At 49.9% G+C, this 6,019-nt stretch carries 8 protein-coding genes; 1 reads left to right on the forward strand and 7 read right to left on the reverse strand.

Annotation, left to right across the window (positions count from 1 at the left end):
* Nucleotides 1–207 precede the first annotated feature (207 nt).
* Nucleotides 208–672: a methyltransferase family protein gene (locus tag OGY18_RS06655; protein WP_042998085.1), complete on the reverse strand. Its 465-nt coding sequence runs from the start codon at nucleotides 670–672 to the stop codon at nucleotides 208–210.
* Nucleotides 673–917: 245 nt separating this feature from the next.
* Nucleotides 918–2,576 (reverse strand): FAD-dependent oxidoreductase, encoded by a 1,659-nt coding sequence (locus OGY18_RS06660; protein ID WP_059443525.1) that lies wholly within the window; start codon nucleotides 2,574–2,576, stop codon nucleotides 918–920.
* Between the two features lie 160 nt (nucleotides 2,577–2,736).
* Between OGY18_RS06660 and OGY18_RS06665 the strand changes: the two genes are divergently transcribed.
* Nucleotides 2,737–3,087 carry an ArsR/SmtB family transcription factor gene (locus tag OGY18_RS06665; RefSeq protein ID WP_040115257.1) on the forward strand — a complete coding sequence of 117 codons (351 nt, stop codon included), beginning with the start codon at nucleotides 2,737–2,739 and terminating at the stop codon, nucleotides 3,085–3,087.
* Between the two features lie 291 nt (nucleotides 3,088–3,378).
* On the opposite strand, the gene OGY18_RS06670 is transcribed toward OGY18_RS06665, so the two are convergent.
* The 5 genes from OGY18_RS06670 to OGY18_RS06690 all read right to left on the reverse strand — a co-directional run.
* Nucleotides 3,379–3,855 (reverse strand): Dps family protein, encoded by a 477-nt coding sequence (locus tag OGY18_RS06670; protein WP_072259269.1) that lies wholly within the window; start codon nucleotides 3,853–3,855, stop codon nucleotides 3,379–3,381.
* A gap of 114 nt (nucleotides 3,856–3,969) precedes the next feature.
* The gene (locus OGY18_RS06675) at nucleotides 3,970–4,407 is read right to left on the reverse strand and encodes a PaaI family thioesterase (RefSeq protein WP_016241611.1); all 438 of its coding nucleotides are present in this window, start codon (nucleotides 4,405–4,407) and stop codon (nucleotides 3,970–3,972) included.
* A gap of 160 nt (nucleotides 4,408–4,567) precedes the next feature.
* On the reverse strand, nucleotides 4,568–5,029 hold the full coding sequence (locus tag OGY18_RS06680) for a NifB/NifX family molybdenum-iron cluster-binding protein (RefSeq protein WP_000626969.1): 462 nt from the start codon (nucleotides 5,027–5,029) through the stop codon (nucleotides 4,568–4,570).
* Nucleotides 5,004–5,324 (reverse strand): DUF134 domain-containing protein, encoded by a 321-nt coding sequence (locus OGY18_RS06685; RefSeq protein WP_001137910.1) that lies wholly within the window; start codon nucleotides 5,322–5,324, stop codon nucleotides 5,004–5,006. The genes OGY18_RS06680 and OGY18_RS06685 overlap by 26 nt, the downstream gene beginning before the upstream one ends.
* A gap of 159 nt (nucleotides 5,325–5,483) precedes the next feature.
* Nucleotides 5,484–6,019, reverse strand: a 536-nt coding sequence (locus OGY18_RS06690; protein WP_286552336.1) for a hypothetical protein, incomplete at its 5' end; no start/stop codon positions are given.

A 6,019-nucleotide genomic window follows, 5' to 3' on the forward strand; every position in this document is an offset into this window, starting at 1 on the left:
GGCTCATGATGTCCCTCTGGGATGCGCTCCGGATGAATATGATGATCTCATATCAGGAACTTGTTCGCACCTTCCCTAAGGTACCAGCACTGGCTCAATGGCTACATACGGCACCTGGTTTACGATTACGATATAAAAGCTCAAGGATGATGAATTCTTTTCTTTATGATTTCGACGTTATTTGTCTCCTGCAACACCACGGGGTTGCTATAACCAGCGACGAACCCGTTGGGTATAGCGTTCCCATTCCAACCCGAAACGTTTTCGAAGCTGTACCTCTTCAACATGGATATGTAATCTGGCTACTACAAACATAAACAACGGTACAGCAAGTATCCCCACCAGGCTGCCAAAGCAGAGAGCAACGGATAACTGGAGCCCGCTCATTCCAAGGTAAATAGGGTTTCGACTCCATGCGTAACAACCGACAGTTACCAGCTTGGTGGTTCTATCCGGATGAATCGGATTAAGCGTCGTGCCGTTCGTGCTCATCTGCCAAGCGGTGTGCAGTATCATGGTAATACAAACACCGGTCAGCAACACGCTTAGCACTATATTCACGATGTCGAAGGTAAAACGCGGGATTGCAGTCAACACATCAGTGACGAAAAACAGCAATAAGATGAGTGGGGGCGGAAACCATACTCTCAATCGAGTCACGAAGTTACGCATTACACAGACCTATCTCTGAACTAAGCAGCCTGAAGGCTGCAAAATGAAAATCCAGTCCTTGCCATTCCTATAGTGACCATGAATCTGACATTATACGCCTGATCTGAAAAGTTATTTTTTTCATAACTGTCCTTATAACGGTGCGGGGTCAGTCCACACCTCTGTTCAGGTGAACAAATTCAGCAGACCACTTCACTGTTAAACCTGTGGCGATTCAGGGTGCCATGTGTATGGCACCTCATCTCTTATTTACTTATTGACTCCGTTACCGCCTGCCAGGTTATAAAGCCACCACTCAGATTATATGTCCTGAAGCCGTGGGCCTGAAGAATACGGTATGCCACATGCCCGCGCAGGCCACTCTGGCACCCTATAAAAATCTCTTTATCTTTAGGCACTTTTTCAAGATTCTCCCGCAGGGAATCCAGTGGAATGGATAGCGCGTCAGGATATTCGCCAAATTGTTTCAGTTCTGCAGGAGAGCGAATATCAAGTAAACAATAACTACCCGGTACCCGTTGTAACACATCGCGGACATGACAGATGACCGTATCTCCCTTGATGACATTTGCCGCCACCATTCCAGCCTGGTTAACAACGTCCCTTGCACTGTTAAAAGGAGGAGCATAAGTCAGCTCCAGATGCTCAAGATCGTTGACGGTAAGTCCCGCACGCTGTGCGACAGCCAGGACATCGATGCGTTTATCAACCCCTTTTTTCCCTGACGCCTGGGCCCCGAGAATTTTGCCAGTATCGGGGCTGAACAGCAGTTTAAGACTGATCATCGTTGCCCCCGGGTAGTAACCGGCATGATCAGCAGCATGGACGTAAACCTTCTCGTATCGGGTGCCGTGGGCTTTCAGTTGCTTTTCATTCGCACCGACGCTGCCAATACTCAGCGAAAATACCTTACAAATGGATGTCCCCTGACTGCCATGGTAAAGGCTGTGGTGATCAAGCATGTTATCAGCAGCAATGCGTCCCTGGCGGTTGGCGGGCCCAGCCAGAGGAATATTAGCGGGTTCCTGAAAAACAAGGTCAGGTGTTTCAACTGCATCCCCCACGGCGTAGATGTCAGGGATACTGGTCTGCATACAGGCATTGACACTTATGCCTCCACGTTTACCCACTTCGAGCCCGGCTAATGTGGCAAGGCTGTTCTCAGGTTTTACCCCGATGGCGAGAATAACCATGTCGGTCTGCACAAAGCCACCGTCAGACAGTGCAACGCGGAATCCCGTTTCTGTCCGCAGTACCTCGGTGAGTGCCGTTCTGAGACGCAGATCCACGCCATGATTCCGGATTTCCTGATGCAGGACTGATGCCATTTCAGGATCAACCGGAGCCATAACCTGTTCCCCCATCTCCAGCAGAGTGACACGGATCCCCCGTTCGCTCAGAGCCTCCATCACTTCAAGTCCGATGACCCCCCCCCCGACAAGCGTGGTGTGAGCTACGTTATGTTGCTCAATCCACGCCAGGATAGCATCCATGTCAGTAAGATTTCGGAGCGTAAAGACTCCCTCTTGCTGTAGCCCGGGCAAAGGAGGGACAACCGGCGCGGCTCCGGTACTGAGGAGCAGACGATCCCATACTTCGGTATGGATCTCGCCTGAGATCAAATTATTAACTGTTACAGTTTTATTAACCGGATCCACTGACGTCACTTCATGGCAGGTACGGACGTCTATGTTAAAGCGGGATTTAAAATCCTCCGGAGTCTTAAGAATAAGTGACTGCCGTAAGGGAATATTTCCGCCTATATGATAAGGCAATCCACAGTTGGCGAAAGAGACATCGCTTCCCCGTTCAAACACAACAATACTGACATCCTCTGACAACCGGCGAGCCCTGGCTGCAGCGGATGCGCCACCGGCAACACCACCAACTATCACTATTTTCATTACATCCTCTCTGTTCACTCGGGGCAAAATGCCTACCAGATATAATTAGTTACCCGGGTCAGCTGGACGCTGCAGACCTGGCGAACACGGTGGCAAAATTATGCCACTATCAGTATACTAAAATATATTATATAAAAACACATAATATGAGAGATCATCAATGCAAATGAATGAAGACACAAAACGTCAGACTGATATGAAAAATGCGGCCCTGAGGGCAGCGGATGTTTTACGGGGACTAGCCAACAGCGACCGGTTGCTGTTGATGTGCCAGTTAAGCCAGGGAGAAGCGAATGTGTCCGAACTCGAAGCGGCGGTCGGGATTACTCAGCCGACGTTGTCTCAGCAGCTTGGCGTCATGCGCCGCCTGAAGCTGGTTGAGACCCGACGGGCTGGTAAAATGGTATATTACCGTATCGGGGATAACCGGATCATGACGTTGTTAAATACCTTATATACTCTTTACTGTCCGCAGGCCGGGACAGGTAAAGGAAACCATAACAACGAATAATATGATTCTGCTTTCTCTGCAAACCGTTTTATCAGTGGATCATAAACTTGTTGAGGCTATGAAGTGCCTGGACGAAACTGTAACGGGAAAACGACAGTGATTCGGATATACCCGCCGGCAATCCCTTTCCGGACTGTTTAATCACTTGCCCGCTCACAGGTTTACTGGTTGATTTATCGGTTTTTATACTATTCCGGTCAGATAAAAGAGCCACAGGCACGCAGTGATACTGCTGCGTCAGAAATGGCCTGTGGCTGACAAACTGTTTATCTCTGCTGCTACCGGGTGACATCATTCAAGCAGGCTACGCAACATCCAGGCGGTTTTCTCATGCAACTGGATACGTTGTGTAAGCAGATCCGCAGTGGCTTCATCATTCCCACTATTAACGATCGGGAATAAAGAGCGTGCGGTTTTAACCACGGTCTCCTGGCCCTGGACAAGATTTTCAATCATGTTTTTTGCTGCCGGAATATCCTTGTCTTCATTAACCGCAGTTAAACGTGAAAATTCATGATATGTGCCGGGCGCGAAACATCCGAGCGAGCGTATACGTTCAGCAATATCATCAACGGCGGTGGCCAGCTCATTGTATTGATTTTCAAACATTAAATGTAAGCTATTAAACATGGGGCCAGTTACATTCCAGTGATAGTAATGTGTTTTTATATACAGGGTATAGGTGTCAGCAAGAAGCCGGGACAGACCGTCTGCAATCTCCACCCGGGATGATTCAGCAATACCAATATCAATGATTTGTTTACTCATAACTACCTCTTACACGGTTTCAGTGGAATATACGATATGCGATTATTCTTTCCGGTCTGAGCAAAACACGCCTCAAATTTTTATAATAACCAGGTACACCTGTCGTCTGTCACACTAGCGATGCGCCAGAGCAATATCCTGCGACGGAACAATGAATTTCGCCGTGGCACGTGCCACTGTCTGCTGTCCTTTTGTCAGCCATGCTTCAAGCAGGTAAATCCCCCTGCGTTGCCCAAGCAGTCTGGCACATACCATCAGTTTGTCTCCGGTACAAACGGGTGAAATGAATCTTACCGTCAGTTCAGCCGTCAGGGCTTGCACACCCTGCATGAACAAACAATGAGTCATTGCTGCATCCAGCAGGGTACTCGTCATTCCGCCATGTAAAAGACCCGTATACCCCTGATGCCTGTGATTGGCCGTGTAGTCCGCACATACAGAGCCATCCGGGTGCTCTGAAAACATTAAGTTCACCGTATCAGGGTTGTTGTCGCGGGAACTACAGACCATACAACAGGTATGGGCCTTTCTGGCATCAAGATAACAATTCATCTGTTTCTGCTCAGCGTCCGGTTGTACTGACGGGAGGCATCCGGAATTCAGTCAGCTGAGGGGCTCCCCCGGCATCATTACTGCCTCCTCCACACATTCCGGCTCCTGGTTTATACACAATACGGGTCTGATAAAAATCACCGCCCGTGATGAAATAAACTCATGAATGGCAACAGCGCCCGTTTCCGTGATGATGCTGACGCCCACCCTGGCACGCATTTTCTGCTGTGTTCCCGTCAGAGTGACAGCATTTTTTCCCTTTCGCCTCATGATGAAAGGACTGGCGTCCCTGCTCCGGCTTATTCAGTTCAGTCAGAACACGGGTATCCGGATCACACAGTTCAGTGAACAAACGACGACCACAGTCAGTCTGGTACACCGCGATCTGATGCCCCAGTAATTTACCCAGCATCCGTTCCCCGATGTTACGGACCACAACGCGGCTGACTTGCTGTTGAACCAGCAGGTCAACCAGCTTCCGTTTACCTGAACAATCTGCGCCCAGCGCGGGATTTTCTGTCCGGCTGAGCTCCACACCGCGCTCATCCACCAGGACAAGGTGACTCGCTTTGGTAAAATGATTTGCTACCCGGTCGTCATTCACTGGAATGGCTGTGATCATCTTGTGTAACTCCTTCCCTTTCAGAGTGCATTATTAAGGCCTTGCCCTGAGTGAGACAGTCCACAACCTTAAAACGGGCTGCTTTCAGGACATTGGCCAGTGTCTGCCTTGAAACCCCCATTGCAACAGCCGCTTCCTGCTGTTGCATGCCCAGTAAATCGACTAGCCGTAACGCTTCAAACTCATCTTCTTTTAAATGAACATGTTCAAGCTGGCTCATCGGTCGCGCATTGGGCTTAAAACAGGTATCCGCAGGGCGGCCACAGATGTTACGGGGAATTCTGGGTCTTGGCATGAAGGCTCCTTATTGGCATATGCTATATATACACTCATAAACTGGCATATGCAATATACTCTGCTCACCGGTGGAGAATTTTTTGCTTTACCCTGGAGTCTGTAAGTGGGCAGCAGGTCATGAGAGATGAAGAGAAAGAAAACAGATACTGTATGAGACTCAATTTAAAGTGCTGCCATAAGGGGGTCGTCTCAGAAAACGGAAAATAAAGCACGCTAAGCCGGTGGCAGCGGTCGCAATGGCCTGAACTTCCCCGCACCGACCTTGGCACTGCTGCGCCATAGGTAATCGCCGGTCAGGTTGATATGCTCCCACCCCAGCGGGGACAGATAGGGCGAATGATTGGATCACCGCCTTGCCGTCGCTGCTCGCAGCAGCCAGCTTCATGGCCAGCGCCGCCTCGTGAGTCTGCGCGTCAAAGTTTCTGAACTTGGTCGCATCAGCGCCGAGGTAAGCAAGGATGCGCATTTTTTCAGTAAGCGGTGGCTCGGGGTGTGCAGCAACTTTTGGGGCGAGCTGAACGACCTGAACCCATTCCTCCTGCGAAATCGCACCGGTAATAGCCTGCATGTTGCGCCCGAGTTCCTGCATGATCTTGCGTAGCGCCAGTGGCTCAACCTGGGTAGCGTCACCAGCCCAAGCTGGCAACTGAAAACCCCATAAAAGCAGGCAGGCCGTAACGGTCAGGGTGATAG

This window comes from Citrobacter sp. Cpo142 (genome assembly GCF_030332425.1).
Classification (GTDB): Bacteria; Pseudomonadota; Gammaproteobacteria; order Enterobacterales; family Enterobacteriaceae; genus Citrobacter; species Citrobacter portucalensis.

Excerpts from the sequence above, each read along its gene's own strand:
- OGY18_RS06670 (WP_072259269.1), bottom strand. The coding sequence starts at position 3,855 with ATGAGTAAACAAATCATTGATATTGGTATTGCTGAATCATCCCGGGTG.
- OGY18_RS06655 (WP_042998085.1), bottom strand. The coding sequence starts at position 672 with ATGCGTAACTTCGTGACTCGATTGAGAGTATGGTTTCCGCCCCCACTC.
- OGY18_RS06660 (WP_059443525.1), bottom strand. The coding sequence starts at position 2,576 with ATGAAAATAGTGATAGTTGGTGGTGTTGCCGGTGGCGCATCCGCTGCA.
- OGY18_RS06680 (WP_000626969.1), bottom strand. The coding sequence starts at position 5,029 with ATGATCACAGCCATTCCAGTGAATGACGACCGGGTAGCAAATCATTTT.
- OGY18_RS06665 (WP_040115257.1), top strand. The coding sequence starts at position 2,737 with ATGCAAATGAATGAAGACACAAAACGTCAGACTGATATGAAAAATGCG.
- OGY18_RS06675 (WP_016241611.1), bottom strand. The coding sequence starts at position 4,407 with ATGAATTGTTATCTTGATGCCAGAAAGGCCCATACCTGTTGTATGGTC.
- OGY18_RS06685 (WP_001137910.1), bottom strand. The coding sequence starts at position 5,324 with ATGCCAAGACCCAGAATTCCCCGTAACATCTGTGGCCGCCCTGCGGAT.